Below are 25,412 nucleotides of genomic sequence, written 5' to 3'. Positions count from 1 at the left end.
GGGTCGGAAGAAAATTTCTCTACGGTGAGAAATTTACGTGCCTACGGTCGGAAAGAAATTTTTCACAAAGGAAAATTTTCTTCTGACCGTAGGTAATTTTAAGGCTTACCTTTGGCTGTGGAAATAGCTGAAGGGGAGTGAGAATTTCCAAGGAATGGAAATACCGTAAAAACTTAAATATTTACTTTCAAAAACAAAACAATTATGAAGATTAAACTCCAAAAGAAAAAGAATCCGCAGAAGCGGACAGAGGAAAAGTTCTATGCTAATCCTGTAAATCTTGGTAAGAAGACCTTGCGAGATATTGCGCATGACATTGCGGGACGTTCTTCGCTGACACGTGGTGACATCGAAAACGTGTTGTCAAACTTTATGGACTGTCTGCCTCATTATCTCCGCGATGGCTTTAGCGTGCAGTTGGGGGAGTTTGGCACGATGCGCCTGACTCTTTCAAGCGAGGGGGCTGCAACGGAAAAGGCTTTTAAGACAGAAACCATCAAGCCGCGCGTAACGTTTACACCGGGCGTAGAACTAAAATCGGCTCTGCATGATAACTCGTATGAGACGGTGAAGGAAGAACACCTCAGTGCTAAACCTGCACCTAAAACAGGGGGCAGCCCAGGACCTGTGCCAGAGTAATCTCTCTCCTGCTGCTACTAATGCTCAAGGAGGAAAGCAGCTAATAAGCCAGGTTTGAAATGAAAAGTAAGATTGTTAGTCAAAGATAAATGAAAAAAGTTCGCGAACAATTTAGAAAAAGTTCGCGAACTTTTTTTGATTTGTTCGCGAACTCTTTTAATAAAGTCTTTGAATTAATTTTGGAGAATGAAGACATAATGAGATAAAGGCATACGCTTCAACAGTATATTTTAGGTTCTTCCTAAATATGGAGTGATAAAGTAAGCCTACTATATATAAAAGGCACACAGAGAGGGGGAGAACACGGAGGTGAGAGCAGACAATATCACGGAGGTGCCAAAGGCACAAAGAGCGACAGAGGCGTAGTGTGTAGGTGTTGCTGATAGCTTTGGTAAAGAACGTTTTTAAGAAATCTTGCAAACCACCGCTTTGTAATGAAGTAGACAAAAACATTAATAAAACTCGCAAATATCCTCTGTTCCTCCACGCACCAACGGTGCCTCTGTGTCTAACGATTTCTGCTATATAAAACCTCTGTGCTCTCCATTTCTCTGTGTGACCTTTTTTCAAAGTTTTAATCTCAAAAGGTATCACTCCAAATTGCTGAAGACCCTTATTTTTTATTGGATTGTTTCAAACTGTAAGATTATCAAAATGGTATTTGCATTTTGATACATCCTCGTCTTGTTAAGGGGGAGAAAAGTTTTAGAAAGAACAAAATCAATGAGAAGTAGATTTATACGTAATAGCGTAATCAAGTTAATCATACATTAGATTAAACATGAAAGAGTTCTACCCTTATCCATTCAGTCTTACTAATAAAATCTAAAACCTTACGTTCTAAATATGGATACTATTCCTTTATTCGTGCGTGATAAATCGTTGCTCGGCTAACTGCTCGTACTTCGTACCCTTACGACCATAGTTAGCGTATGGATAGATGCTGATACCACCACGTGGGGTAAAGATTCCTGTAACCTCGATGTACTTAGGATCCATCAACTTGATAAGATCCTTCATTATCGTATTTACACAATCCTCATGGAAGTCACCGTGGTTACGGAAGCTAAAAAGATAAAGCTTCAAACTCTTACTCTCAACCATTCGCACGTCTGGAATGTATGAAATACGAATCTCAGCAAAGTCTGGTTGACCTGTAATAGGACATAAACTGGTAAACTCAGGGCAGTTGAAGCGTACCCAATAGTCATTATCAGGATGCTTGTTAACAAATGATTCCAACACCTCTGGTGCATAATCCATTCTGTATTGAGTCTTTGAACCTAATGACTTTAAACCTTCTTTTTCTCTTTCCATATTCTTCTTTTTAAAGAAATTAAGCCAATAAGTTTAGTACCCTAATGTGCAATAAACGTTATTGGCTTAACTTGTGTTTTATTTAACTTAATGCAAATATCTTCCAAATACTATAGTTTACATCATTATCGTAAGCATCTTCTCCCTCATGTTTCTTCAAAGCCTTTACTATACGAATGGTGATTGGAAGAGCGATAACCTCATAAACTGTCTTCAATAATACCTGCCAAAGCATGAGCTTAGGGAGTTCTTCTGTTGGAACAACACCCCCTAATGCCAATGGGAAGAAGATAACTGAGTCGAAACTCTCACCCACAATAGTACTAAGAATTGCACGCAATGAGAAGTTACGTCCCTTATCGCGAATCTTCATCTTACTCATCACATAGGCATTAGCGAATGAACCTACAATGAAAGCAACGAAAGAGGCTGCTGCCACACGTGGAGCCAAACCAAAGATAGCATGGAAACCTGCTTCATTAGTCCAATAAGGGGCACCTGGAATCCAATCACACAACGCACCCATTGCCACAAAGAAGAAGTTCATCGCAAAGCCCGTCCATATCAACAGACGCGCTTTTTGGAATCCCCATACCTCACAAACACAGTCGTTGATGATGTAGGAGATAGGGAAGACGATGAGTCCACCTGTCAATGAGATACCTAACACAGAGATTTGCTTTGTCTCGAGGATGTTTGCCGCAATAAGGCAAACGCAAAAGAGGATGCTGAAAAGCATAAACAGCACACTCACTTGTTGTTTACTTTTTGTCATTGTCTTGTTTTGTTAAAGGGGGTTGATCAAGTACCCCTATTTAATTAAGTGGCTGCAAAGGTACACATTTTTATCCAAACAACCTAACTTCTATAGAAAAGAAAAGTGTGTTAAAACACTGAACTACAAGAACAGGCGCTCTGTCTGTCGATAGAATCAGTATTCTAACACACTTAAGTTATATACAATATAAGTTTAGACGTGACTAAAAATATATTGCTCTTTTACCATAGAAGCTTAATCTTCCCAAGGAGTGAATGCAATTTCGCCCATTCGTTTTCTTTTGCTTCAAAACCTTCTACTCCACCTGACTCTCCTCTGTCACCAGGTTTAGGATTAGTTGGCTCTACTGGTACACCACTTGTATTTCCAAAATGATTGCGGTATAAAAGCATCATTAAACTCGCGCTCATGGCATATTCGACATTCCCAATTACATATAAAAAGGTCGTAAACGCATAAAAAAACATAATTTACCATTGTGATAAGCAGAAATTCATTACTTTTGTAGCCTTATCAAAAGAATAAATAACATGAAGAAGATTATTTTAATGACAGCGTTGGCTACAACTGTTTTCACTGCAAATGCACAGGACATCAAGCCATACGAAGAGAAAATGTCTCAGATAGAGACACAGTATAAATCACTTGAGGCAGCCTATCAGGCTTTCGGCAAGAAAGATCCTACAACCTTCACAGATGCAGAGAAGGCTAAGTTGAATGAGATTATGGGAAAAGCCGACTCTCTTTACAATGTACAGAAGAATACAGCCTTAGAGATTGCAAGGAAGTTTAAAGACACAAAGTTCCCAGCGAAATACGTTGCTAAGATTATGTATGACGTTGAGTTCGATGAGTTGAAAGAACTTTGCGATCCTAACACTGGCTACTATAATGAGCCTGAAATGACAAAGCCAAAACAGTTATTCGAGTCTTACAAATTGCGTCAACCTGGTTCTATGTATAAGGACCTCACTATGGAAGACCTCAATGGTAAGCAGGTAAAGCTAAGCGATTGGGTTGGTAAAGGCAAGTATGTATTGGTAGACTTTTGGGCAAGCTGGTGCGGTCCATGTCGTGCAGAAATGCCAAATGTCGTAGAGGCTTACAAGCGTTTCAAAGACAAAGGTCTGGAGATTATCGGCATCAGCTTCGACAACAAGAAGCTGCAATGGTCAGCCGCTGTTGAGAAGTTAGGCATGACTTGGCCTCAGATGTCAGACCTCAAAGGTTGGGAGTCGGCAGCATCCGCAATGTATGGTATCCGCAGCATCCCTTCCAATTTTCTCCTTGACCCAGAAGGAAAGATTGTAGCCATGGACCTCAGAGAGCAGAAACTGCTAGACGTACTGGCAGAAAAGCTAAAATAAGTAAAAAACAGAAGGTAGAACAAATAGGAAAGAGGGTGTGTCAATTTTGACACACCCTCCTTTTTTGTTTATCTTTGCCTAACAGACAACCCTCCTTTTAGCTTTCTGGCAAAGGTCCGGGACCCTTTCCGCCCCCTTCTTCCTCAGAGCCCGATTTTTCCTCCTTCACTGTTTCATACGAGTTCTCACGTAGCGCAGCTTTCAGCTCTACACCTGGCGTAAACGTTACGCGTGGCTTAATCGTCTCGGTCTTAAAGGCCTTTTCCGTCGCAGCTCCCTCGCTCGACAATGTCAGGCGCATCGTGCCAAATTCTCCTAACTGCACGCTAAAGCCGTCGCGGAGATAATGAGGCAGACAATCCATAAAGTTTGCCAGCACGTTTTCGATGTCGCCACGTGTCAGCGAAGAACGCCCCGCAATGTCGCGTGCAATGTCTCGCAAGGTCTTCTTACCAAGATTTACAGGATTAGCATAGTACTTTTCCTCCGTCCGCTTTTGCGGATTCTTTTTCTTTTGAAGTTTAATCTTCATAATTGTTTTGTTTTTAAAAGTAAATATTTAAGTTTTTACGGCATTTACACCTTGGTTTGTTCCATGGTTTATTCTCCGTTTTTCATGTTCTCGTCTGAATAAGGTTTTATCCAGTTTGTTGTGTCAATGTTTTTCTCTTTGTTTTTCCGGTTAGAAACCTTCTTTGTCTTCAAGATAATAGCTTTTCCGTTTATAGAAAATTGTAACTTCCAGTCATCTATTTTCAGAGACAAAGGAGGCCTTTAAATTTTCCTACGGTCAGAAGAAAATTTTCCTTTGTGAAAAATTTCTTTCCAACCGTAGGTACGTAAATTTCTCACCGTAGAGAAATTTTCTTCCGACCCGTCAGAAATTTCTCGCTAACACGTTCCCTGTAAAATTCTAACCTGTTAGAAATTTCTCGCTAACACGTTCCCCATAAATTTCTAACGGGTTATAAATTTTCTTGCAACGGGTTAGATTTTCCTTTGCCTCTCATCCTCCCTTATCCTGTTAGGCTCCCTCCCCTTTTGGGGAGGGTCGGGGTGGGGCTTTTAGGACTACTCGAACCCGCCGACCCTGTACCCGTTGTCGCGGCCGCCGAAGATCACGAGGACGATGCCACTGCCGAAGCTCAGGCCGTACGCGTCGTCGCTGCTAAACGGGTAAGCACTTGACGACCAATAGTTGCCGGTGTAGCCAACGCTGTACAGCTGACCAGAGCCGTACTGACCCAAGGCGGGCAGGTAGAAGTAATTACCTGCATCGGTGGCGGAAGGGAGGCCTGAGTTTTTAATACTACTATTGCTGTTCCTATATTGCTTGTATGTTGTACGCAAGTCGGTTGAACCGTCGGCAGATTTCTCGGTGTCGTAATGATGCTCTGTCTGTAATACGGACTTCTTCTTAAACCACATACCACCTTTATATAAATGACCCATAGTTGTCCATAATTCGTCTGCATCCCAACGAGGATCGCCGTACATGCAATACCAAGACAGCTCGTTAGCATTGGGAAGGTCTTTGCATGATGTGTGAGTAGCGGGGTTGCTTTTGCCGTAACCTGGGTAACTTGTGTTGTAGTAACGAGAGTCAGCGTTGCTCTGGGCGTAGTTGCCGTTACTGTTACCGTTCAACACTGGCTGGTCTTTATTGGCTGACCACCATTCGTGACCTTTCCAGTATTGTTTCCTGGCGTCCCACATGTAATAATGGTCGCCGTCGTAATCATGTACATTAAGGTTTGCAGTGATGTTATAATACTTGTTTTGTTCGTAGGTAGCTGATGCTAATGTCTTGGTTATTGTTCCCTCTACGTTTGTTGCAACGTCTTTCACCCAATAACGTATCTTGAGTATATGGGTGCCTGGCTTTATAACTACGTAAGAACCATTGGTAGCGGCACTTGTTGCATTATTCGTTAAAGGAAAACCGTTAGCAAATGTTCCGCTACCCTTTGTCGTGAGAACAATCTGCTTGCCTGTACCTGTGCCTGTGAGTTCGCCTGTTGTTGGGTCAAGGGTGTAAGTATCGGTAATATCATTGTCAGAATTTACCTCTACTTTGGTTAGGTAACATTTATGCAAAACAGTGTTGCTCGTGCGTGGCAAGAAGAGGAGATATGCAGCCTTATGGTCAAGGGTAAAAGCGAACTGCTGTTTTCCTGGCACTTTAGTTGCTGTTGCCATACCGCAATCGCCTGCTGCACCGAAGTGAGCTGTAGTGTTTGGCTCTGCTTGACTCTGGTTAGCAGAGATGGTTACTTGGTCCTGACTACCATTCTTACCTGGGTAGTAAACCTCGTATGACGTGTGGGCTGTGTAAGTGCCAGGCACTTTGAACTTAAAGTTATCTGTCTTTGCTGTAGGGGCGTTGCTGCTTTGTTGCCATGTACCATCATCGTCTTTTACCCAAATCTTGTCGCCTGCTTCCCAAAAGAACTTGCCGTCGCTCTCCATTGAGGTGCGCGTTGAAGGGTCACCCGCTGTGAAGGTCGTCAGGTTCTTATCGTTATCTGTGTTGTTTGGGTTCTGCGCTACGTCTTCATTGGCACAGGATGCAAACGAGAATGTGAGCCCGCAGAAAGCTGCGAATGATAACAGGCAGGTCTTAAATAATTTCTTTTTCATTGTCTGTTTCTTCTTTTTGTGATTTTGTTTTCTTTACTTTGTTAATAACTCTCTGTTAGTCTTCCCATGAAGAATGCTCTGTTGCTTCTTCGCTTTCAGTCATCCAGCTTGGAGCCTGCTTAGCATCACCAAAGGTTCCGCCTGACTGAGCTGGGTTGTGCTGACCAGGGAAAGAACTGTCCATCAAATAAGTGGTTTCGCTTACTTGGATTATCATGCAACGTGGTGCAGAATAATCTTTCTTTTCTTGTTTCTTTCTCATTGCTTTTTGATTTGATTAAAAATAGTTGTTATCTACTCTCTATTATGTGGCTTTGTTGCTCACCTTTTATTATATACATCCTGATAGCCTTCTCGTCTATCCCTTCTAACGGTCTGCCCTCTCCCCCTCTACAGGCAGACAGCGCATTACCACTGCCTGCCCGAGAAATCAACGAGAGAAAACAAACTTTAATTAGAGAATTAAGATGAATTATTGTGGTAAATTCAGTCGTTAAACGTTTCTTATTTTGCCTTTTAGCCTGCTCGCAAACGAGCACAAAAAAGCGAACAAAGGAAACTCCGTGAAGTCCTTTGTTTACAAGGGTTACGCCACGCTTCGCGCGCGCGTAGGCTGGAAGAAAAAAGATATGATTAAACGCTAGTAGCGCCTGTGTGTGTGTGTGTGTGTGTGTGTGTGTGTGTTAGCAAAATATCTGAAACCACCAAATATAAAGCACTAAAAAAGGCAAAGAAATTAAAGTTTCTTTGCTGTGCTGAATTGGTCTGATATGTCATTGCTAATTTGTTCACGGCGCAAAGGTAAAAAGAAAATGTGGAATAAAAGAATAAATTGAGGGAAAAAACATCCTCACCTCCCAGCCTCTCTCAACAGAGAGGGGGAGTAAAGGATACGGTTTGTGAAAGATAAGAAATATGATTGTAAGCCTTCTACCGTAATTTAATAAGCCGAATAAACACCTTTTATTATATAGGGAGATGAGCTAGGGTAGAACGCAAAAGCTCCCTTTGATAAGCCAAAGAATGTATTATAATAAGGAGTAGATATAACCTACAAACACAGCCGTAAGCACAGCTCCCTCCCAGCGTTCAATCTTGTACTTCGTAAACGAGAAGAGCCATACAAGCATGATTGAGATAACCAGCATAGAAAGGTCTATATAAGTAATACCTTTCAATGTCATTGGGGTTATCATACCCGTAATACCAAGGATTGCAAGAATGTTAAACACATTAGAACCGAGTACATTCCCTATGGCAATACCGCTATTCCCTTTACGAGCTGACACAACACTTGTTGCCAATTCAGGAAGAGAAGTTCCTCCTGCCACGATTGTTAAACCTATCACAGCCTCTGACACACCAAGATTTGTTGCAACAGCCGTAGCCCCTTCTACAAACAAGTTACTTCCTCCTATCAAACAAAGTAATCCGACAAGAATCCATACAACAGATAACCAAGTAGCCATCGGCTTCTTTCCTTCACCCTCTATAGCCTCTTCAGCATCCGCTCCTTGCTTCTTAGCACCTTTAAGTGTCATATACATAAAGATAAGGAACATCACAAAGAGAATACCAGCATCAAGCCTACTAATATCTCCATCGAGACACATTATCAACAACAAAGCTGATGCTACAAGTGCAAAAGGAATATCCTTTCTTACCGTTGTCTCCATAATCGTCATCGGTGCCACCAATGCCGACACACCAACAATGAGTAAAGCATTAAAGATGTTGGAACCAACAATATTACCTACTGCCAAGTCTGATGTCCCCTTCAATGCAGAAATAAAACTTACACAGAACTCAGGCATACTTGTACCCATTGCGACAATTGTCAATCCTATTACTATTTGCGGCATCTTCATCTTCTCAGCTACAGCCACAGCACCATCTGTCAAGCGGTCAGCACCCCATAAAACGAGGGCTATACCCACGACTATAAATAAAATATTCAGTAACATTAATTCTTAAAATATAGAATAAATAAAATACACTTAAGGGATAGAACACTTACTTCAACATCTTCCTACGATCCAGAATCTTGATTGTTCGTCCATGAATCTCTATCGCCCCCTCTTTCTCAAAGTCAGAAAGAACACGAAGCAAGGAGAACTTCTGGATACCAAACGAGTCTGCTATCTCCTGACGTGAACGCTCCAAATGTACCTCATTGCTGCCCTGCTCTCCTGCACGTTCCATCAAAAGATAAGCCACCTTCTCACGTACAGTAAACAGACTGAGCACCTTCATCTTCTGCGTCAAGAACACATCAATATTTGAGAGAATGCGAATATAGTTCATACGAATCGTCTCATCCAAATCTATTAGACGCTTCAACTCCTCTGGACGCATACGAAATAGCTGTACTTTACCATCCGTTTCAACACTCACAGGCAGACTCTTATCCTTAGAAAAGATAAAAGCAGGGGCTACCATATTGCCACTATGCAATCGACTCACCTCTACCTGTTTGCCCGATAAAGCTGCCATACGACAGATAAGCTTACCACTTACAACAATATCAACATACTTGCAAGGCATACCCGCTAAGGCATATACCTCATGTGAAGGCAGAGATACAAGCTGATAACTAATATTGCCTAATGTTAGGTCTATTTCAATCTCACTCATTCCTGTAAAAAGTGGACAGGAACGGAGTGCTTTCATCACATTATTTTCCATGGTCACAAAGTTACGAAGATTCTCTTGATTACTACGAATTTAACTCGATTTAACTCAACTTGGACACATTTGTTACCCTACTTTCTCCTCGATTATATATAAATTTGCACACAAATAAAACGAACAAGATAAAATAAAGATAACAATGACACAAACATTTTCTCAAAGCACTATCCCTTTTAAAGCATGGGACCTCGACCTACTTGTAGACTATGTACTGAAGTTTCATCATCGTTACATTCGCAAGCAGGGTGAGGAACTTGCTATCAGACTGAACTCACTTGCAGCTAATCATCCTGAACTCGACCGTGTAGTAGATCATTTCCGCAATAGTGTTGCCGACCTCGACCTCCACTGTCAGAAGGAAGAGAATATTCTATTTCCATACATTCTCGACATTTTCAACGCAGCTGAGTACGGTCAAGAGCATGCGCCTTTCCATTGTGGTACAATCCAGCATCCTATCAATGCAATGATGGCTGACCACAACGACGAGATAGAACGTCATGAGCGTATTGCAGAACTAACAAATGATTACACTGCCCCAGAGGGTGCTGAACCAGAATATGTGAAGGCACTTGCAGACCTTCGTCAGTTCCGTGACAACCTCCTCGAACATATCTTCGTAGAAAACGAGATAATGTTCCCACGGGCATTAATGATGGAATAAGATAATGAAAATCAAACGTGCTTACGCGCCGGTTGAAGAAACCGACGGTTATCGAATCCTCGTTGACCGACTATGGCCGCGAGGCATCAGTAAAGAAAAGGCACAAATCGACCTTTGGTTGAAATCTATTGCGCCAAGTAATGAACTGCGTAAGTGGTTCGGTCATGACCCCGAACGATTTGCAGAATTCTCTGAACGATATCGTGCAGAGTTAACTGCAAGTGGAGCCTTAGACGAACTGCGTGCTGTCCTCAAGGAGCATCCCATTGCTACCCTACTCTTTGCGGCACATGATGAGGAACATAACAACGCGGTCGTATTGCAACACCTACTTGAAACGGAATAATCTTTTATCCTATTAAAGCAGGAGGAGCAAAAGAATCAAAGGCAATAAACAAACAAAGAGGGTGTGTCAAGATAGACACATCCTCTTTTTTGGTGAAGATGTCTACCCTTTTTGGAGAAAAGGTCTACCCTTTTTGGAGAAAAGGTCTACCCTTTTTGAAGAAAAGGTCAACCCTTTTTGGGAAAAAGGTCAACCCTTTTTGAAAAAACAGTCGACTGTTTTGATGAAAAGTATTGACCCTTTTGTGAACAGAATAAGTTTTAGGAAATAAAAAGAGAGGATGTGTCTATCTTGACACACCCTCTTCTTGTTTTTGTTTTCTGAGACTCACACTCAAAGTATCAAAGGCTAATCCCTTAACGCTTTAAGGTAAAAGACTTTACGCCTTTATCGGTGTTAAGCTTCAAGACGAACACCTTTGGCTGAACACCAGATAAGTCAATACGTTGCTGATAACCGCCTTGCTGCAAGAGACTACCGTCTGTTGAGAAGAGCTGATACGTCTGATACCTACCATTAATGGTCAGTTCTGAACCGCTAACAACTGGCAACAGTACATCTTCATCACCACCAGCAACATTGCTGATACCTGCTGTGATAGGTTGCGCAAGCAACTTCACGATGATTGGTTCTGCCCCACGTGTCTGAACAAGCAGTGCAGCAGCATGCGTCTTTGAGTCATTACTTTTGAAGCCAACGGCAATCGAACCACCTTCGAGTGGCAACTTCTCATGTGAAAGTTTAAAATACTTCTTCTGAGCAGAAGGTGCCAAGGTAATTGTTACAGGTGCCGTTGTACGATCACTATATATATTAAGTGGCTGAGGTGTCATCTCTTGTCCCGGACGGAATACAAACTGAATGAAGTCATTGTCAACACTCAGTTCAGGAAGGTCAGTACGTCCGAAGGTTACATCATCAATCATAAAGTTCAGGGAAGTAGCATTACCACCCACAGGACTATAGTAAGAAAAAGCTACATGGAACTTATCATCGATTGCAAGTCCTTCTACCTTAGAAAGGTCTATACGATAATCAAACCACATATCAGGCTCCAACTTAACCCCTGCTGGGACATATTGAGATATATCTAAGAAGTAAGGTGTAGCCTTACCGTCTTTCTCTGTGATGATATAGAAACCGAATTGTTCCTCACCATTGGTCGTCTGATTACGATACATCAAACTGAAAGTCAAATCCTTACTTTGTGCATTCTTATAAGATAGAGTTGGAGAAATAAGCCAGCTTTCATGCTCACGTCTATCCTCAACACCATATTTCAAGAAAGAAATCTGTGCTACTTCGTTCTCTACAACCGACTGATCAGCATTCTTCTGTTGCCATGCATAGAATGGACGTTCACCACGTATAGTGAGGTTCTGCCAACCTTTCAAGCCAAGAATACGTGTATGGCGTAAGTCTGAGAAAGTTTCGTTAAGGACAGCTAAAGGTTCGCTATCTGCACCCTTCAGCATTGCTTCTTCAATCTTATCGAATGTTTCCCGTTCATCTACAGTATTTGGACTGATCGTAACACGCTGAACTTCTACACTCTCTGAAGATACAAAGCGTACGAGGGTAGGACGATGCGTACCCACAACATATTTACCATCAGCATCGCCTACTGTAAGTGATTTCCAGTGACCACCACCATCAATAGAATATTCGGCAGTACACTTTGCAGCACTACTTACAGGAGATAACTGAAGTGAATTAACTCCATTGGCAACCAATTCATCATAATAGAGTGTATCCTTTGCTGCCAACGTAACATTACTTTTACTATTCCACTTACCATTAAGTTTCCAATAACCTAAGTCAAACTTATGATAACCCTTCCACGCATCACCAGTAAAGCGACTGTCCATCGCACGATTATCCGTGAAATTCTCAACTAAATCAGCTGAAGTAGCAGCCTCGGAAACACCCTTAAGTTTGATAACCAACGTATCTGCCAAGACACTTGAAACCCTCAACTCTGCCTCATAAACTCCTGCTTTACGTGGTGCGAAGGTCACCTTTACAGGACGATGATAGAGCTTACCAGAACTTGTCGCATAGTAATACTGTCCCACATCAATGCGGAAAGGAGAATTTGCATCATGCTTCAGAGCAAGGTTAACATTCGTAATAACATCCTTTATATCAAAATCAAGTAACTGTTCGTCAGTCTTGTTAGGTGCAGCACTCATCTCACGAACCTGTCCCGACTTAAGTTTTATCGTTGGAGTAGTACCTGCTCTCTTAAAATATGCAGTCAAATTGAGTGAACCACTGTTTTCAGCATCAGCACCAGAGAAGCGGAGTTTATAGGTATTACTACCCACATAAACACCTGCGACCTGTGGGGTAATTGTCAGATTAGCTTTAATAGTACTATTCTTTGGTAATTTCTCTACATCTAACTTCATTACAGAAGAAGACTTAGTACCCCCGAAGGTTGGTGTCTGATCAGCACTAAGGTGCATACCCTGTAATGCGATTGGGAAGGTTGTAGGTTGTCCGACCTCACCCATCATCGTACGATACTGTGGAAGAATAGCTACGAGTGGAGTTTTATCCTTGTCTGATAAACGTAATACACTGAAGTCATCCATGCGTACCTGACTTCCTGGAGCTACCAAAAGAGCAAACTCTAACTTCACTGCACCAGCTGGACAAACCGTACGAAACTTCAGATCTCCGTATGCTTTCATGCGTCCAAAGTAGATATCAGGATTATTGATAAAGTCTTTTTCTGTAGAGACAAGTTCGTTGCCAGCAGCATCCAACCAACGCAAAGCAAGACGGAATGGACCTTCCCTGCGCTTACTCTCCACCGTACAATAATGTACAAGGCATTCTAACTCATCGCCTTGCACTACCTCCTTTCCCGCACGATTAAGGTCAATCACCTGCTTAAGGTATCCCTCCACATTAGCAGCAGTCTCAATACCAACACCGAAACCAGTATCACTACTGTATCGATCACCAGCCTTCAATTGAGTAACAGTTCCTGCAGTAACCCAATGCGTAGGCTTACCATTATCAAATGAATAGAAAAAAGGATCATCTAACAACTCTACCGTTGCCTTCTCAGTAGCCTGATCCAAAGGTATAACTACTCGAGGTGCTTCATTCTGAGCGTACGCTGTATTTGTAAAACCAGCTAAACAAAGGCTTACAAACAGCTTTGCAAATAAGTAAAAATTCTTCATTGACATCTAAATTTTGATTAACATACCGCAAATATAAAAAATATAGACATAAAAAGCAAGTTAAATTACATTTTATTTCATTTTAAGTATATAAAGATTTCATATCAAACGAAAAAGTGTATAATAACCCATTAATTATAAGTAAACGGTGGTTTTATTAAGCTTATCAGCCCTATAAGCCCAACATGGTTTATAGGTCAAATTGTCAGAAAGAACAGACAAAATGTCATAAAGGCTCTAATGGTATGCTCCTTGCATAATAGTCAGTACAAAACATTAACTAACAAATTAAAGTAAAGGAGATAAAATTATGTATAGAAATTCATGGTTACCAGAGGTTTTCAATGATTTTTTGAACACTACAAATATGCCTAAGGCAAATCCAACAGCACCAGCTATCAACGTACTGGAGTCTGAAAAGGATTATATAGTAGAACTTGCAGCACCAGGTCTGAGCAAGGAGGACTTCGATGTGAATATCAACAGCGATGGCGACTTGACTATCAAGATGGAAAAGAAAGCCGAGGAGAGCGAGCAAAAGGCTCATTACCTCCGTCGTGAGTTCGCATATAGCAAGTATGAGCAGACACTGATTCTGCCTGATGATGTTCAGAAGGAAAGTATTGCTGCACGTGTTGCAAATGGTGTACTCACCATTACCTTGCCTAAGATTAAGGTTGAAGAGCAGAAGGTTGCACGCCAGATTACAGTGGGCTAAACGCTCCACTACTCCCTGATGAAAGGTTTTTGTTCTGACGCTATAAGCTGAAGAACCTTGATAAAATGGATTAGTTATTGGTGAATATGCCCCCAGACAGAATATGTTTGGGGGCTTTTTTGATTCTACCGATAACTGTTTATTCCCTTACCATCCAATGTATGTAAACTATTTTCATGCAACTCAAAACCAACACATGCTTTTTGGGCTTCTAAAAGACGCTTAATTGACTTGCAAAAGGTGCCCTTTTAAGGTCCAACTAACGCCCTTTTGAAGTCCTACTAAGCACCTTTCACTTTACCACTTTGTAATCAATTGATTTTCTGCTGGTTACAAACTTGCTTTTTACACGTGTTTTTGTCCTTATTTATAGCTGTTTTATTCGAAATTATGTAATGATTTTTCAAACCCTTATCTACAACTTCAATGGATTAAGATAAAAAGATTTTCTCTGTCGAAGGATAATAATAAAATAGGTGGACTGACAGTCTTAGCTATATTTCTGTTTTATCCTTAACTTTTGTTCTTTCGCTAAAGCTATATGAAAAACACCTATACTCGCCCTTAAAACAAGAAGACATACAACACTTTTTATAACAATAACTTGACAAGTTAGTAGATTATACGTATATTTGCGAGTGAAGACGATAATATTCATTTAAGGAAGACGATGAAGACAACGTATACTATCCCTATTATATTGGCTGCTTTCTTACTCTCCTGTACAGGAAAGACTAACGGACAATCACAACAATCAGCAGAGAAGACTCTCACTGTTGAGCAAACAGCCACTGCTAAAAAGCAACGTTTAGCACCTCCCCCTGGCTACGAAAAAGTAAAACTTACTGAGGGTACTTTCGGTTCGTTCCTACGAAATCTACCACTTAAACCTGTTGGAAGTGACTTACATTATTATAATGGTAGCATCAAACGGCGAAATTATGCTGGTGCGGTCGTAGACATTGACTTTGGTCATGGAGAAGTAGAACAGTGTGCTGACGCTGTTATCTACCTTAGAGCCCTATGGCTTTGGCAAACAAAGCAGTATGACAAGATTCACTTCAACTTTACCAATGGTTTTCGAGCAGATTACGCTCGGTGGGCTAAAGGTGAACGAATCCACATTGATAAGAAGACATGGCGGTGCTGGTATAGCAAGGACACAGCCGCAGACTATTCTTATAAGACTTTCCGTAAGTATTTAAATCTTGTCTTCACGTATGCAGGTACAGCCTCACTTGAGAAGGAGTTAACTACTATTACAGGCAAAGAACTGCAAGTTGGCGATGTGATTATCAATGGTGGTCACCCCGGACATACTGTCATTGTTGTAGACAAAGCCGTCAACAAGAAGGGAGAAGCCGTCTACCTGCTTGCACAAGGTTATACGCCAGCGCAAGAAATTGAGATTTTTAATCAGTGGTTCAGCATTAATCCACAGATCAAATACCTTGACACTCCAGACTGGTATTTTCGTGGTAACTATGCAAAACGATTTTAGTTAGCCGTCAATTACCCTTAGAATAGGCAAGAAAAAAGCACTGTGACCGAACTCACAGTGCTTTTATTAATTTGTTTTCTGACTTGAAAGTGATTTTACAATCTGTCATCAATGTTATCGCCCTCTGTTGGCTTCATATCCTCTTCGAAGTTGGTAATACCAGCCTTAACGAGGATTTCATACCACTGAAGGAGCTTCTTGATATCGCTTGTGTGTACTCGATCACGATCGAAGTCAGGAAGAACCTCTGCAAAGTAGTTCTGCAACTCCTTAGCTGAAGCCTTGCGCCAGTTCAGAGAAGCAACCTTGCCATCTTCCTTGTCGCGCAACTTTGCCAAGACCTCACCCAATGGAACATCGTCAGACTCAGTGAACATAGCAATATCAGCAAGACTCGTCACACGGTCTGTGCCGAATGCAGGCTGACGCTTGTGGCTCTCATCAAGCGACTCAACAATAAGATTCATTTTACCACGGCTAACCAGCTTATAAAGACCTGGCTTACCTGCGATTGAAAGGATTGTCTGTAACATTTTAATCTATTCTTGTTTATAATTTAATTATTCTGAAATAACGGAAAGCAAGTGGTCTACCTGTGGAGCGAGAGGGCATATACCATCGTTAATGATTTCATAATCACTACGTCGTATCACTTCCTCTTGCAGTAGTTGACGTGCTATCCACTCAAGGGTCTTTTCCCTACTAATACTATCACGTGCCATCACACGACGAATACGTACTTCTTCTGGAGCCGTAACGCATACCACCTTATCTATATGGGTACGCTTATCAAAACCACTATCAAAGAGTATCGCACTTTCAAGCCACGATTGACCCGATTGCTCAAAATCATGAGCTACAGCAGGATGTATCACGGCATTGACCGCCTGTACATGCGTCTCACTCTGTAAGAGATAGGCTGCAAGAATGGCTTTTTGCAAGACACCATCACGGAAGACATCGTCACCGACAAGTGCAGAAAGCTGTTGTTGTAGTAGTTGAGAGGTGCGCATCAATTCCTTTGCGTGCGCATCACAATCGTAAACAGAGATACCTCGTTCCGCAAGAAGCTTACAGACGTAAGACTTTCCACTGCCAATACCACCAGTCAACGCTACTATCATCGCTGCTCAATGAGATAATCAACCGTATTTACTTCTGGGTGAACGTTGCGTACACCATTAGGAGAACTTATCACATAGATAGGACATTTCTCGCTATTATTTTTCTCTATATCTTCGTAGTTGACTACAACACGGAAGCCTACAGGGAGAAGTTCCTTTGTCTCCGCATTCTTTGGCATCGAACGCATACGATAGGCACCTACCACAAACTTCACTTTTATCTTGCTTGGGAAGGTACGCATCACCTTGTTGTCAGGCATATTGACAGCTTCAATTGGTACCTCAACCGTCTCCTCTGTAAGTACATCTGGATAGAGTTTCATCTTTACTCTGGAAGGAACACACTTGGCATCCGTAAACTTTCGGAGGTCTACAGTCAACTCCTTGACATCTGTGAAATTGGTAATATACTGTCGCTCTGTATAGACTGTTTGAATACTATCCAACACATTACGCGCTGCATAAACCTGAACGCTATCTGGAGTAAAGTCTACACGAGCAAGATAATAATTATCACCAGGTGTTACTGTCCCCAAAAGGCGTACAGGTACCTTTTTATGACGACCAAAGTTAAATGAGAAAGAGAACTTACCAGCCTTGACAGAAGCTATCTTTGAACTCTTTGACAGTTGAAGATAAATCTGACGTTGAAGGTCTGCAATAGGTACATCTCCCTTACTTCGTCCGTCACTATGAACTTTGTAATCGACATAGATAGGGCGGAATGTATCGTCAAGACTATAATACGCAATCATATATCCCTTGTCTCGCACAGTAAAACGGACAACAGAATCAAGGTCGCTGGTAATAACCACATTACGAGGAACACCCGTCATGCGAAGTGGTATACTGAATTCACGCTCATAGGTTTCATTCAGTGTCATTATCAACCAGAACCCTCCACTCAATACCAAGAAAAACAAAAAAATCAGAAACTCCTTGTTGAATATCCTCAACAAGAAGTTCCTGAAGGTACTGAATGTATGAAGCGATTTGCTTGTTTTCATCAAATGCTTTCCTTCTTTTTGTCAATAAGGTTTACTTAGTCTGACCCTGCTGAGAAGCCTGTACGTTTGCAAATACGTAGTTCTTATCAACAGTGATAACAACACCACGTGCAATCTCAACTTCAACCTTATTGGTTGTCATATCAATATGCTTTACTGTGCCATAGATTCCACCACCAGTCACAACAGAATCACCTGCTGAGAGAGCATTCTGAAAAGCACGAATCTCCTTCTGCTTCTTCTGCTGTGGGCGAATCATGAAAAACCACATGATGGCAAAAATAGCTACCATCATGATAATCATAGGCATTGGGCTGCCTTGACCTGCAGCCTGTGCTGCGAGGATTAATGTTGTATTCATTATTTATCAGTTATTATGTTCTTAATTTATGAGCGTGAAAAGGAGGCTATAGGCAAGCATAACGTCTGAGAGACTTTTATAAACACTCATCATTATAATGCTGAACAAGCCTTTTTCATTACGGCTCTTAATAGCTTCCCGCCTATGACTTTATTCCTTATTCTCCGCCTGATCAGTTGCTTGCTGCTGACGATAAGCCACACGCTGAGCAGAAGTTTGCGCAATCGTTGGGCGACGTCCCTCACGACGTGGTGCTCTTTCCTCTTGACGATCATTGCGAGGACGATGCTGACGAGGCTCAGGCATTGTCTTCATCATCTTACCAGTCTGTATGAGATGACGTGCAATTGTATCAAGCATACCATTGATATATCCACCACTTCGCGGTGTACTATACAATTTAGCCAAGTCAACATACTCGTTGATGGTCACCGTTACTGGGATATTAGGGAATGTAAGCATCTCAGCAATAGCTATCTGCATGATGACAACATCCATATAAGCCAAGCGAGAGAAATCCCAGTTACGACTTGACTCACTCATATAACGCTGATAATCGTCTGCATTGAGGATAGTTGAACGGAAGAGTTTAAGTGCAAAGTCACGGTCCTCTTCGTCACGATATTCTGGCAGAAGTTCTTGATCAGCACCGTTAGCAGGGTCGAATCGTTTGATAGTCTTGATAACGAAGGTATCAACAACTTCCTTATCATCATTCCAATAAAGACTCTTCTCCTCCAACACAGCGTCCAAATCAGGATTCTCCTGTATGAGAGTACGATATATCTTACGCCACACCTCACGGTCTGCCTCGTACGAATCATCATCACTTGCCATGTACTCTTGGTAGATAGTACTCTGTTCAATCTGATCACAGAGTTTACGAACAGCCTCCATATCATCTTCCCAACGACGTTTTTGTGATTCCATGAAAAGGTTAAGCTGCTTATTCTCTTCCAACTGAACAGCAAACTTATTGTTTACAAAACGACTTGAGGGAGCCTCTGTCCCTTCACGGTTGGCACGAGTTGCAGCTATCTCCACGCGATGGCGCTCCTCTTGCGTGATTGATACGATTAAGGCCAAGAGGTAATTGTAGAGGTCATACGCTTTCGCCAAGCTGAAAAGAAGTTCCTTCTCAGCATTGTCCATATTCCTGTTACCGTTCTGATAGTATGCATAGGTTAACTGGACAATCTTAATTCTTATTAATTCCCTATTGATCATTGTCTTTTCTAAAAGATTGTGTTTCGTATTGAATACTTTATTTTGCAAATGTAGGAAATTTCCTTCGTACATGCAAGCATTAGTATCTTTTTCTATGTTTTTTTAGAGAATACTTGCTCAATCCATTGAAAAGAAGTAACTTTGCAACGCTTTTTGCAAATTGAGGATTGAAAGTTGTGATATTCATTAGATTTCCAATTCCTTAGTCTCTCAGTGTGTGATGGCGAATTAAAGTTCATATTAATTTAGAGTAACACAGAATTATGAAAGAAATTAAAGTAACAGGTCAGAAGCGTACAGACCTTGGAAAGAAAGCTTCTAAGCAGCTCCGTAAGGAGGGTTTGATTCCATGTAACCTCTATGGTGAGGCACAGCAGGATGGCAAGCCAGTAGCATTCTCATTCACAGCTCCTATGTCAGAGTTGCGTAAGTTGGTTTACACACCACACATCTACGTTGTAGAGTTGATTATTGATGGTGAGAGACGTACTGCAGTTCTTAAGGAACTCCAGTTCCACCCAGTAACAGATGCTCTGCTTCACGTAGACTTCTATGAGGTTAACGACCAGAAGCCAATCGTTATGGGTGTACCAGTTAAGCTCGTAGGTTTGGCACAGGGTGTTCGCGATGGTGGTCGTATGAACATGTCTATCCGTAAGATTAACGTTAAGGCTCCTTATCAGCAGATTCCAGAGCACCTCGATATCAACGTTACTGAGCTTCGTCTTGGTAAGAGTATCAAGGTTGGCGAGTTGAGCTTCGAGGGTCTTGAGTTGGTAACTCCAAAGGAGGTTGTAGTTTGCTCTATCAAGGCTACACGTAATTCTATCCAGGCTGCGCAGGCTGCTGCAGCTGCTGGGGCAGAGTAATCTCTACGACAATAATTAATTCAATATAAGAATTGGACAAGTATTTGATTTGTGGATTGGGTAACCCTGGCTATGAATACGAGGGAACCAGACACAATACAGGATTTATGGTATTGGACGCTTTCGCTAAAGCGTCCAATATTGTTTTTGAGGATAAGCGTTATGGTTTCGTAGCAGAGACAACGGTCAAGGGTCGCAAGATTATTCTTTTGAAGCCTACGACATTCATGAATCTATCAGGAAATGCCGTACGCTACTGGCTCAACAAGGAGAATATCGACCAGAGTCGGCTCTTAGTTGTCTCTGATGATGTAGCCCTTCCATTAGGTGCTTTCCGCTTGAAAGGAAACGGATCTAATGGTGGTCACAATGGTTTAGGACATATCCAGCAACTTATCGGACAGAACTATGCTCGTCTGCGTATGGGTGTTGGCAACGACTATCCACGTGGTGGACAGGTAGACTGGGTATTAGGTCGCTACTCTGACGAGGAGATGAAAGAACTTCAGCCAGCTATCGACTTAGGCGTAGACATTATCAAGAGTTTTGCCCTTGCTGGTCTCGACATCACTATGAACCAGTTTAATAAACTCGGAAAGAAGTAATCGCACATCCTCTTTAATATATGATGAGACTATGAACGATATTGCAAGAATTGACAAATGGCTATGGGCTGCCCGCATCTATAAGACCCGCTCCATCGCTGCAGACGCCTGCAAGAATGGTCGTGTCACGATAAAAGGTATCAACGTAAAACCTTCCCACACAATCAAAGCGGGGGAAGTGGTGAGTGTTAAGAAGTCGCCTATCACCTATTCGTTCAAGGTTCTCAAACCAATTGAACAACGTGTTGGTGCAAAACTCATCCCTGAAGTCTACGAGAATGTGACCGATGCTAAGCAGTACGAACTCTTAGAGATGAGCCGTATCAGTGGTTTTGTCGACAGAGCACGTGGAACAGGACGCCCAACTAAGAAGGACCGCCGTCAGATGGATGCCTTCGTCGACCCTACCCTATTTGGTTTTGATGAGGACGATGATGAGGATGAAACTTTCTAAAATCGTTGTCTGATAGGTTAAAACAAACTAATAGACAGCATGACAAAGGCTATATCCCGCTGACATTGCAACAAAGGCTATTGTAAAAATATAGGAATGCACGACTCACACTCCGTTAATAACAATTATAAACGGATATAAGAGCCGTGCATTCTTATATAAAAACAGCTCATTATCTTAACTTAAAAGCATATTCTACTACAACGTAAAGCCTGCGAAATATCATTACAAAATTCTTGTGTTATATTGTCTGAAAAGGGCAGAAATGCCCCCTTTCACACACATCTATAACTATCAACAAATCAACCGATTACAAAACACCATTTTAAAAGATGCCTAATTGGACTTCAAAAGGGCGTTAGTAAGACCTCAAAAGGGTACCTTTTGAAAGCTTAAAAAGCATCTTTTAGAAGCCAATTAAGCATCAATAAAAATAGAAGATGTGAAATATTATTACAAAATATACAATGATAAACATCCTTACCAACTCCCTCTACATCTATAAAAAATCACACAACGACAATATACTTATCCCATTTCTATAAAACCTTAACAAATTCTTTGTTACTGTTATTTTTTTATACCTTTGTAACAAATAATCATATATAACTAAAAGAATGAAGAAATTACTAATTTTCGCACTGTTCCTCGGCTTACACACAATGGCTATGGCACAGGAATCTAACGGATTAGAAAAGGACAAAGCCGTTTACTTGGAGCTATTGGGTCCGTCAAACCTTGCAGGTATCAACTATGATGCACGTTTCAACGACCACACACGCTTCGGATGGAGAGCCGGATTGAGCTTCGGTTATGGTCATAATTCCAGCATTTTCTGGGAAGGTTCAGACGTACGTGGCTATGCTGTACCATTGGAAGTTAACTATCTCTTGGGTAGCCAAAAGAACAACCTTGAGGTTGGTGTGGGTACAAGTGTGGGTATATACAATATACACGGTATCTTTGTGGAGTCTGTAGATGGTCCGAAGTCTTCGTTGTCAGCTGACCAACAGAAGCATGCTGTGGGAGAGTATAACACTCCAGAAGGAACAAAGACCTGGCTGGCTTACAATGAGAGTCGTAACAAATTCGGCTACTATATCTTTGGAAACATCGGCTATCGTCACGTATCTAACAAGGGTTTCCTGTTCCGTGCAGGTTTCAGTCCTTCTTTTACTATTGGCGAGAAGAATGCAGTTAAGAAAGCATTCTTCTTTCCATACCTCGGCTTCGGTTGGGCATTTTAATTAAGAAACAGATAATAACAAAAGCAGGGATGTACGTATCGTGCGCCCCTGCTTTGTGTTTACAAACACTGAGAAATTAGTGAATCACCTTATCAATCATATAGTCACATATCTTGACCTGACGCTCCTTCAACACAACACGTATTGAATCAAAAGGCTGGGTATTATCGTATGAAGTAGAGAATCTTACCAGACAACCACCCTTCACAAGTTCAACTTCTGGAACTACTTTCATATCCTTTCGAGCAAGCACCTTTGCGGGTAAGACAACATCCACCCCTTCCTTTGTCAGCTGTTCCATAAACTTAGGAGAGCCATAATCACGGGCAAGTTTCAATAGTGAAGCCTTATCCACTGGCTTCTGCTGCAACTCATGAATGTACTTTACATAAAAAGATGTTACCATGTCTGACTCGTCCAATGCCAGAGGAACAGGATAAACCTTACTACTTCCATCTTTAGACAACGCCAACCAGACGGTAAAACCATCATCCGTTTCTGGATAACAGATAGAAACTGGCAAATAAACAGAAGTGTTAGTTATGTCGGGAAAAACAGCATAAACCTGAAATTCCTCGTTCGCACCTTTACAAAAGTCTTCTCGTGTAAAGACTTTTTTATCAAACAAGACTTTACCACCCTTTGAAATCGTCACGACCACCTTCTTTACAAACTCATCAGAATTCTTCACCTTAGTCTTACTATCAACAGTGTCAACCCGAACATGCCAGTCTCCATAGACTGTATCCATCATCACACTCTCGTTAGCGTAATCTTCTGTCTTCATTGTTTTATCCTCGCGAACAGCAGACGTATCCTCAACCTGAGCAGCGGTAGGAGCTTTCCGAACTCCTGGTGCACAACAAGCAGACAGAATACCCATACCCAAAGCGATAAGTAACAAAGCTTTAAATGACTTTGTATTTCTATTCTTTTTCATCGTATTTCTTTTTATAATTAACAACAAATCTGATTCATAGATTTGCCCACAAAAATAAATAAAAAAGTTTAACATTGCAAGTTTGTACCTTAAATAATATAGATAAAAAAAGAACTGCTTCCCAGCTTCATATAAAAAGACGGAAAACAGTTCTATTATCTATTCTTTTATTTATCCTCTATTCAGCTGTTTGTCACAGCCTCATCGGTTCTACTTGACAGGAATCTCCTCTAAAGTCTGAACGAGAAGCTTCCAGAATGGCTCAACAGTTGCTATCTCAAGACGCTCTTTTGCTGTATGTGGACTGCGGAGAGTTGGACCAAGACTAACAACATCCATACCTGGATACTTGCCGAGGATGACTGAACATTCAAGACCAGCGTGGTCTACCTGCACAATACCCTCTACACCGTTCTGCTCCTTATAAACCTTCTTCAAGAGGTTAAGGATTTCACTCTCTGGGTTTGGATCCCAACCACCATATTGACCACTGAAGACTGTCTTCATGCCAGCCATATTAAAGCAGCTTTCCAACTGAGCAGAGATATAGTCTCTCATGTCCTCACGGCTTGAACGAGCAAGAATCATAATCGTTGCCTTAGTTGGCTCAATATGTATAATTGCAAGGTTTGACGAAGTCTCAACAACGTCAGGATAAGATGGAATCATACGCAATACGCCATTATGACAGGCATAGATAGCATTGATTAACTTCTCCTGAACATCTGCAGGAACAATGTTTTCAGGCTTCTCTACATCCTCTACAAAGAACTCTACATTAGGTTCAATACCCTTGAATTCGTCTTCTACGAGTGCCTTCTGACGAGCAACCATATCCTTCAAAGCTGCAACTTTGCTCTGTGGCAATGCCAAAACAACTTCAGCCTTGAATGGAATAGCATTGCGCATATTACCACCTTCCCAAGAAGCTAAACGTACACCAAGTTCGTTAACTGCATTGCGTACAAAGCGAACCATTTCCTTATTCGCATTGGCACGGCCCTCATTGATTTCCAGACCAGAGTGACCACCACGGAAACCCTTCAAAGTTACCTTGACAGCAGCTTCTTGATCATTTGCTACTTCCTTATACGCTACGGTTGAAGTAATGTCAACACCACCTGCAGAACCAATAACAAACTTACCCCATGTCTCAGAGTCAAGGTTCATAAGGATATCACTGTGCAACTCACCACTTGGCATTTCGTTGACACCATACATACCCGTTTCCTCATCACGAGTAATCAATGCCTCTACGACACCATGCTTCAAGGTCTTATCTTCCATGACAGCCATGATAGCAGCAACACCGATACCATCGTCAGCACCAAGTGTAGTGTTGTTTGCATATACCCATCCATCCACGATATGTGTCACGATTGGGTCTGTTTCAAAGTTATGATTACTATCTGGAGCCTTCTGTGAAACCATGTCCATATGCGCCTGCAACAGAACTGTCTTACGGTTTTCATATCCCGGTGTAGCAGGCTTACGCATTACAACATTGCCACCAGCATCGATATATGATTCAACACCTACTCTTGCAGCAAAGTCTAACAAGAACTTCTGTACTTTCTCTGGCAATCCAGAAGGACGTGGAACCTGTGTCAGATCATCGAAATTTCTCCAAAGGCCTTCTGGCTTAAGATTTCTTATTTCACTCATAATGTTGATTTTAAAAGGTTATTATCATTGTTTATTCATTCGTTCAAAACTATCT

General features: G+C 41.6%; 26 protein-coding genes. 10 read left to right on the top strand and 16 right to left on the bottom strand.

Translation table 11 applies throughout. From position 1 onward, the window contains the following. Positions 1-204: 204 nt before the first annotated feature. Positions 205-639, top strand: coding sequence for an HU family DNA-binding protein (locus J4861_RS06570; protein WP_211817329.1), 435 nt, complete (start codon positions 205-207; stop codon positions 637-639). A gap of 861 nt (positions 640-1,500) precedes the next feature. Here the strand turns inward: J4861_RS06570 and queF are convergent. The 3 genes from queF to J4861_RS06555 all read right to left on the bottom strand — a co-directional run bounded on the left by queF (position 1,501) and on the right by J4861_RS06555 (position 3,129). After that, positions 1,501-1,956, bottom strand: coding sequence for a preQ(1) synthase (gene queF / locus J4861_RS06565; RefSeq protein ID WP_013264236.1), 456 nt, complete (start codon positions 1,954-1,956; stop codon positions 1,501-1,503). An 82-nt stretch (positions 1,957-2,038) separates the two neighbouring features. Continuing rightward, complete coding sequence (locus J4861_RS06560; protein WP_211817328.1) at positions 2,039-2,731, bottom strand: queuosine precursor transporter; 693 nt, start codon at positions 2,729-2,731, stop codon at positions 2,039-2,041. Positions 2,732-2,955: 224 nt separating this feature from the next. Next, the gene (locus J4861_RS06555; RefSeq protein ID WP_211817808.1) at positions 2,956-3,129 is read right to left on the bottom strand and encodes a hypothetical protein; all 174 of its coding nucleotides are present in this window, start codon (positions 3,127-3,129) and stop codon (positions 2,956-2,958) included. 135 nt (positions 3,130-3,264) lie between these two features. Here J4861_RS06555 and J4861_RS06550 point away from each other — a divergent pair, with 135 nt between their 5' ends. Beyond that, positions 3,265-4,101, top strand: a complete 837-nt coding sequence (locus J4861_RS06550; RefSeq protein ID WP_211817327.1) for a peroxiredoxin family protein — start codon at positions 3,265-3,267, stop codon at positions 4,099-4,101. Positions 4,102-4,198: 97 nt separating this feature from the next. Here J4861_RS06550 and J4861_RS06545 read toward each other — a convergent pair whose 3' ends face one another. The 5 genes from J4861_RS06545 to J4861_RS06525 form a co-directional block, all read right to left on the bottom strand. Next, complete coding sequence (locus J4861_RS06545; protein WP_211817326.1) at positions 4,199-4,633, bottom strand: HU family DNA-binding protein; 435 nt, start codon at positions 4,631-4,633, stop codon at positions 4,199-4,201. A gap of 539 nt (positions 4,634-5,172) precedes the next feature. After that, positions 5,173-6,741, bottom strand: coding sequence for a hypothetical protein (locus J4861_RS06540; RefSeq protein ID WP_211817325.1), 1,569 nt, complete (start codon positions 6,739-6,741; stop codon positions 5,173-5,175). Positions 6,742-6,796: 55 nt separating this feature from the next. Beyond that, the gene (locus J4861_RS06535) at positions 6,797-7,003 is read right to left on the bottom strand and encodes a hypothetical protein (RefSeq protein WP_211817324.1); all 207 of its coding nucleotides are present in this window, start codon (positions 7,001-7,003) and stop codon (positions 6,797-6,799) included. Positions 7,004-7,769: 766 nt separating this feature from the next. Beyond that, positions 7,770-8,705: a calcium/sodium antiporter gene (locus J4861_RS06530; protein ID WP_211817323.1), complete on the bottom strand. Its 936-nt coding sequence runs from the start codon at positions 8,703-8,705 to the stop codon at positions 7,770-7,772. Positions 8,706-8,754: 49 nt separating this feature from the next. Beyond that, complete coding sequence (locus J4861_RS06525) at positions 8,755-9,426, bottom strand: Crp/Fnr family transcriptional regulator (RefSeq protein ID WP_211817322.1); 672 nt, start codon at positions 9,424-9,426, stop codon at positions 8,755-8,757. 145 nt (positions 9,427-9,571) lie between these two features. Between J4861_RS06525 and J4861_RS06520 the strand changes: the two genes are divergently transcribed. Together J4861_RS06520 and J4861_RS06515 are read left to right on the top strand one after the other, a co-directional pair. Then, positions 9,572-10,096, top strand: coding sequence for a hemerythrin domain-containing protein (locus J4861_RS06520; protein WP_211817321.1), 525 nt, complete (start codon positions 9,572-9,574; stop codon positions 10,094-10,096). A 4-nt stretch (positions 10,097-10,100) separates the two neighbouring features. Beyond that, positions 10,101-10,442, top strand: a complete 342-nt coding sequence (locus J4861_RS06515; protein ID WP_211817320.1) for a DUF488 domain-containing protein — start codon at positions 10,101-10,103, stop codon at positions 10,440-10,442. A gap of 356 nt (positions 10,443-10,798) precedes the next feature. On the opposite strand, the gene J4861_RS06510 is transcribed toward J4861_RS06515, so the two are convergent. Beyond that, on the bottom strand, positions 10,799-13,639 hold the full coding sequence (locus tag J4861_RS06510; RefSeq protein ID WP_211817319.1) for a choice-of-anchor J domain-containing protein: 2,841 nt from the start codon (positions 13,637-13,639) through the stop codon (positions 10,799-10,801). Positions 13,640-13,949: 310 nt separating this feature from the next. Here J4861_RS06510 and J4861_RS06505 point away from each other — a divergent pair, with 310 nt between their 5' ends. Together J4861_RS06505 and J4861_RS06500 are read left to right on the top strand one after the other, a co-directional pair. Further along, the gene (locus J4861_RS06505) at positions 13,950-14,357 is read left to right on the top strand and encodes an Hsp20/alpha crystallin family protein (RefSeq protein WP_004361325.1); all 408 of its coding nucleotides are present in this window, start codon (positions 13,950-13,952) and stop codon (positions 14,355-14,357) included. Positions 14,358-15,027: 670 nt separating this feature from the next. Then, positions 15,028-15,858, top strand: coding sequence for a DUF4846 domain-containing protein (locus tag J4861_RS06500; RefSeq protein WP_211817318.1), 831 nt, complete (start codon positions 15,028-15,030; stop codon positions 15,856-15,858). 95 nt (positions 15,859-15,953) lie between these two features. Here J4861_RS06500 and J4861_RS06495 read toward each other — a convergent pair whose 3' ends face one another. From J4861_RS06495 to nusB, 5 genes are all read right to left on the bottom strand, one after another. Next, positions 15,954-16,391, bottom strand: coding sequence for a DUF5606 family protein (locus J4861_RS06495; protein ID WP_211817317.1), 438 nt, complete (start codon positions 16,389-16,391; stop codon positions 15,954-15,956). Between the two features lie 27 nt (positions 16,392-16,418). Then, complete coding sequence (gene coaE, locus J4861_RS06490) at positions 16,419-16,982, bottom strand: dephospho-CoA kinase (protein WP_211817316.1); 564 nt, start codon at positions 16,980-16,982, stop codon at positions 16,419-16,421. After that, positions 16,979-17,989 carry a CdaR family protein gene (locus J4861_RS06485; RefSeq protein WP_211817315.1) on the bottom strand — a complete coding sequence of 337 codons (1,011 nt, stop codon included), beginning with the start codon at positions 17,987-17,989 and terminating at the stop codon, positions 16,979-16,981. The genes coaE and J4861_RS06485 overlap by 4 nt, the downstream gene beginning before the upstream one ends. A 31-nt stretch (positions 17,990-18,020) precedes the next feature. Next, positions 18,021-18,350 carry a preprotein translocase subunit YajC gene (gene yajC / locus J4861_RS06480; protein WP_013264801.1) on the bottom strand — a complete coding sequence of 110 codons (330 nt, stop codon included), beginning with the start codon at positions 18,348-18,350 and terminating at the stop codon, positions 18,021-18,023. A gap of 150 nt (positions 18,351-18,500) precedes the next feature. Continuing rightward, complete coding sequence (gene nusB, locus J4861_RS06475) at positions 18,501-19,577, bottom strand: transcription antitermination factor NusB (protein ID WP_211817314.1); 1,077 nt, start codon at positions 19,575-19,577, stop codon at positions 18,501-18,503. Positions 19,578-19,840: 263 nt separating this feature from the next. Here nusB and J4861_RS06470 point away from each other — a divergent pair, with 263 nt between their 5' ends. The 4 genes from J4861_RS06470 to J4861_RS06455 all read left to right on the top strand — a co-directional run bounded on the left by J4861_RS06470 (position 19,841) and on the right by J4861_RS06455 (position 22,752). Then, positions 19,841-20,446, top strand: a complete 606-nt coding sequence (locus J4861_RS06470) for a 50S ribosomal protein L25/general stress protein Ctc (RefSeq protein ID WP_004361332.1) — start codon at positions 19,841-19,843, stop codon at positions 20,444-20,446. A 32-nt stretch (positions 20,447-20,478) separates the two neighbouring features. Then, the gene (pth, locus tag J4861_RS06465; RefSeq protein WP_013264629.1) at positions 20,479-21,051 is read left to right on the top strand and encodes an aminoacyl-tRNA hydrolase; all 573 of its coding nucleotides are present in this window, start codon (positions 20,479-20,481) and stop codon (positions 21,049-21,051) included. 31 nt (positions 21,052-21,082) lie between these two features. After that, positions 21,083-21,505, top strand: a complete 423-nt coding sequence (locus J4861_RS06460; RefSeq protein ID WP_021672917.1) for an RNA-binding S4 domain-containing protein — start codon at positions 21,083-21,085, stop codon at positions 21,503-21,505. A gap of 668 nt (positions 21,506-22,173) precedes the next feature. Further along, positions 22,174-22,752, top strand: coding sequence for a hypothetical protein (locus J4861_RS06455; protein WP_211817762.1), 579 nt, complete (start codon positions 22,174-22,176; stop codon positions 22,750-22,752). Between the two features lie 76 nt (positions 22,753-22,828). Here J4861_RS06455 and J4861_RS06450 read toward each other — a convergent pair whose 3' ends face one another. Beyond that, the gene (locus tag J4861_RS06450; RefSeq protein ID WP_211817313.1) at positions 22,829-23,692 is read right to left on the bottom strand and encodes a hypothetical protein; all 864 of its coding nucleotides are present in this window, start codon (positions 23,690-23,692) and stop codon (positions 22,829-22,831) included. 210 nt (positions 23,693-23,902) lie between these two features. Further along, positions 23,903-25,357, bottom strand: coding sequence for an aminoacyl-histidine dipeptidase (locus J4861_RS06445; protein ID WP_211817312.1), 1,455 nt, complete (start codon positions 25,355-25,357; stop codon positions 23,903-23,905). Positions 25,358-25,412: the final 55 nt, after the last annotated feature.

This window comes from Prevotella melaninogenica, assembly GCF_018127925.1.
GTDB lineage: Bacteria > Bacteroidota > Bacteroidia > Bacteroidales > Bacteroidaceae > Prevotella > Prevotella melaninogenica_C.
This window is presented reverse-complemented; position numbering and strand designations above follow the sequence as displayed.

Excerpts from the sequence above, each read along its gene's own strand:
- J4861_RS06550 (WP_211817327.1), top strand. The coding sequence starts at position 3,265 with ATGAAGAAGATTATTTTAATGACAGCGTTGGCTACAACTGTTTTCACT.
- J4861_RS06450 (WP_211817313.1), bottom strand. The coding sequence starts at position 23,692 with ATGAAAAAGAATAGAAATACAAAGTCATTTAAAGCTTTGTTACTTATC.
- J4861_RS06470 (WP_004361332.1), top strand. The coding sequence starts at position 19,841 with ATGAAAGAAATTAAAGTAACAGGTCAGAAGCGTACAGACCTTGGAAAG.
- queF (WP_013264236.1), bottom strand. The coding sequence starts at position 1,956 with ATGGAAAGAGAAAAAGAAGGTTTAAAGTCATTAGGTTCAAAGACTCAA.
- J4861_RS06495 (WP_211817317.1), bottom strand. The coding sequence starts at position 16,391 with ATGTTACAGACAATCCTTTCAATCGCAGGTAAGCCAGGTCTTTATAAG.
- J4861_RS06530 (WP_211817323.1), bottom strand. The coding sequence starts at position 8,705 with ATGTTACTGAATATTTTATTTATAGTCGTGGGTATAGCCCTCGTTTTA.
- J4861_RS06485 (WP_211817315.1), bottom strand. The coding sequence starts at position 17,989 with ATGAAAACAAGCAAATCGCTTCATACATTCAGTACCTTCAGGAACTTC.
- J4861_RS06515 (WP_211817320.1), top strand. The coding sequence starts at position 10,101 with ATGAAAATCAAACGTGCTTACGCGCCGGTTGAAGAAACCGACGGTTAT.
- coaE (WP_211817316.1), bottom strand. The coding sequence starts at position 16,982 with ATGATAGTAGCGTTGACTGGTGGTATTGGCAGTGGAAAGTCTTACGTC.
- J4861_RS06460 (WP_021672917.1), top strand. The coding sequence starts at position 21,083 with ATGAACGATATTGCAAGAATTGACAAATGGCTATGGGCTGCCCGCATC.
- J4861_RS06570 (WP_211817329.1), top strand. The coding sequence starts at position 205 with ATGAAGATTAAACTCCAAAAGAAAAAGAATCCGCAGAAGCGGACAGAG.
- nusB (WP_211817314.1), bottom strand. The coding sequence starts at position 19,577 with ATGATCAATAGGGAATTAATAAGAATTAAGATTGTCCAGTTAACCTAT.
- J4861_RS06525 (WP_211817322.1), bottom strand. The coding sequence starts at position 9,426 with ATGGAAAATAATGTGATGAAAGCACTCCGTTCCTGTCCACTTTTTACA.
- J4861_RS06540 (WP_211817325.1), bottom strand. The coding sequence starts at position 6,741 with ATGAAAAAGAAATTATTTAAGACCTGCCTGTTATCATTCGCAGCTTTC.
- J4861_RS06505 (WP_004361325.1), top strand. The coding sequence starts at position 13,950 with ATGTATAGAAATTCATGGTTACCAGAGGTTTTCAATGATTTTTTGAAC.
- J4861_RS06555 (WP_211817808.1), bottom strand. The coding sequence starts at position 3,129 with ATGATGCTTTTATACCGCAATCATTTTGGAAATACAAGTGGTGTACCA.
- J4861_RS06500 (WP_211817318.1), top strand. The coding sequence starts at position 15,028 with ATGAAGACAACGTATACTATCCCTATTATATTGGCTGCTTTCTTACTC.
- J4861_RS06560 (WP_211817328.1), bottom strand. The coding sequence starts at position 2,731 with ATGACAAAAAGTAAACAACAAGTGAGTGTGCTGTTTATGCTTTTCAGC.
- J4861_RS06535 (WP_211817324.1), bottom strand. The coding sequence starts at position 7,003 with ATGAGAAAGAAACAAGAAAAGAAAGATTATTCTGCACCACGTTGCATG.
- J4861_RS06545 (WP_211817326.1), bottom strand. The coding sequence starts at position 4,633 with ATGAAGATTAAACTTCAAAAGAAAAAGAATCCGCAAAAGCGGACGGAG.
- J4861_RS06455 (WP_211817762.1), top strand. The coding sequence starts at position 22,174 with ATGGCACAGGAATCTAACGGATTAGAAAAGGACAAAGCCGTTTACTTG.
- yajC (WP_013264801.1), bottom strand. The coding sequence starts at position 18,350 with ATGAATACAACATTAATCCTCGCAGCACAGGCTGCAGGTCAAGGCAGC.
- J4861_RS06510 (WP_211817319.1), bottom strand. The coding sequence starts at position 13,639 with ATGAAGAATTTTTACTTATTTGCAAAGCTGTTTGTAAGCCTTTGTTTA.
- J4861_RS06445 (WP_211817312.1), bottom strand. The coding sequence starts at position 25,357 with ATGAGTGAAATAAGAAATCTTAAGCCAGAAGGCCTTTGGAGAAATTTC.
- J4861_RS06520 (WP_211817321.1), top strand. The coding sequence starts at position 9,572 with ATGACACAAACATTTTCTCAAAGCACTATCCCTTTTAAAGCATGGGAC.